This is a genomic window from Rhodococcus sp. 06-462-5 (genome assembly GCF_002258315.1).
In the GTDB taxonomy this organism is placed as follows: domain Bacteria; phylum Actinomycetota; class Actinomycetes; order Mycobacteriales; family Mycobacteriaceae; genus Rhodococcoides.
Window position 1 is genome coordinate 1 of record NZ_NOYD01000031.1, and the last position, 2,280, is coordinate 2,280.

Genomic DNA, 2,280 nt, shown 5'->3' on the forward strand with positions numbered 1-2,280 from the left:
CCCCCGACATCACCACCACCGGCACCGGCAGAACCCCCAACACCCCCACCGAACACACACTCACCCACATCTACCGCGACGTACTCCACCTCGACAACGACACCACCCTCACCGTCGACGACAACTTCTTCCACCTCGGCGGACACTCCCTGACCGCCACCCGACTCATCGCCCGCACCAACGCCCAGTTCGGCACGGCATTGTCGCTGCGCACCGCGTTCGATTCACCGACTGTGGCGGCTCTCGCTACCGCGGTGGACTCGACAGCCGGATCCAGTCCGGTGTCGTCGAGTGAGCGGATCCGGATCGCCGATGTCGAACTGCCGGAGGTGATTCCCGCATCATACGAGCAGCAGTCTCTGTGGGTGATCGATCAACTCGGCGGACCGAAGTCGCAGTACGTCGTGCCCACGGTCCTGAGGCTGACCGGCTCCCTCGACACCACCGCCTTCACGGCAGCCGTGCACGACGTCGTCGAACGACACGCCACCCTCCGCACTCTCCTCGTCGAGCACGATGGTGAACCGACACAGGCGATAGTGCCGATGGATGAGGTGCCGGCACGGGCGTGCGTTCAGGTGAGTGATCTACGCGGCACCGATCGCACGCAGGTGGACGATGCCATCGCATCTGTTGTGCGCACCGGTTTCGACCTCGCTGTCGACCTGCCCATCCGGGTGACCGTTCTTCGAGTGGACGACACTCGATGGGCGGTCGTCATCGCGGTCCACCACCATGCGATCGACGACTGGTCCACTTCGGCGATGCTGAGTGCTCTGTCCTCTGCCTACTCCGCGCGAGTCGATAACGTTGCTCCTCAATGGAGTCCGCTCTCCGCTTCGTACGCGCAATACGCCGTCTGGCAGCGGACCGTCCTGGGTGACGGAACCGACCCCGCGTCGGAACTCGCGGCGCACCTGGACTACTGGCGCTCAACCCTCGCCGATGCTCCCGACGAATCCATCATCACTCCCGACCGCCCGCGGCGCACGCATCCGACACACGAGGGCCGTGACGTGTCGTTCGTCCTCGACGACGACGTGGTCACCGGGATCCGCAGTGTTGCAGAAGCGCACGGCGTCAGCATGTTCGCCCTCGTGCACGCCGCGACCGCGATCACCGCATCTCTGCTCGGTGCCGGTACCGATGTCGTGATCGGCTCCCCGGTCGGTGGACGCACCGAGGACGGACTCGAGGACCTCGTCGGGTACTTCGTCAACACGCTTCCGCTTCGGCACCGCATGAGTCCGACCGATGCACTGTCCGATGTAATGGCCGCATCGCACCGAACGGTGCTCGACGGCTTTGCCCATCAGAGTGCACCGTTCGAGCACATCACCCGCTCGCTGAACATCTCTCGCGTCGCCAATCGCACGCCGGTCTTCCAGATTCTGCTGACCCACATCCCGGTGAGCTCCGTAAACAGCGACGTCCTCAGCCTGACGGGCATCACGGCGATCTCGACCGACGTCGACGTGGCTGAGCTGGGTGCCGCCAAGACCGACCTGGAACTCGACTTCGTGGACGGCCCTGAAGGCATCTCCGGCTACCTCACCTACTCAACCGACCTGTTCTCGCACAACACGATAGATCGATTCGTCGAGATGTTGGTTCGGGTCTTGGGTACAACCGCGACGAGACCTGACACCCGTGTCTCGGCGATCGATGCTCGTCCCGCACTCGACGAGGAACTACTCGACCTGTGGTCGACCGGGTCGGACGCCACCGGTCTCGAGATACCCACCACAGGTGCCACCCTGGACTCGCTAATACGCAACCAGATCCAGGCCACACCCGACGCAATCGCTCTGGTCGACGACACCGGCACGGCACTGACCTACGCGCAGTTCGACACCCGTATCGACGCCATGACCGCCGTCCTCCTCGACACAGGAGTTCGACGCGGCGACCGAGTCGCCGTTATACTGCCCCGATCGATCGACCTCGCCGCCGCCCTCCACGCCGTCATCCGACTCGGCGCCGCCTACGTCCCCATCGACCCCAACTACCCCACCGAACGAGTCGGACACATCATCACCGACGCCACCCCCACGACCGTCGTCACCGACAGCGCAGGCTTCGCCACCCACCGCACAACGGTCTCCAATTCCGTTGTCGTGATCGACGATCCGAAAACTCGGGCGGCACTCGACTCCACCACCACCGCCTCGATCCCCTCACCGCCCGCACCAGGTGACACCGCCTACGTCATCTTCACCTCCGGCACCACCGGCCGCCCCAAAGGCGTCATGGTGTCGCACGCCGCCATCGTCAACCTCA

1 protein-coding gene is annotated in these 2,280 nt (G+C 64.6%); it reads left to right on the plus strand.

Annotated features, from left to right (window positions below):
* Positions 1-2,280 (plus strand): condensation domain-containing protein (locus CH251_RS16515; RefSeq protein ID WP_143544978.1); only part of this gene is annotated, 2,280 nt, incomplete at both ends.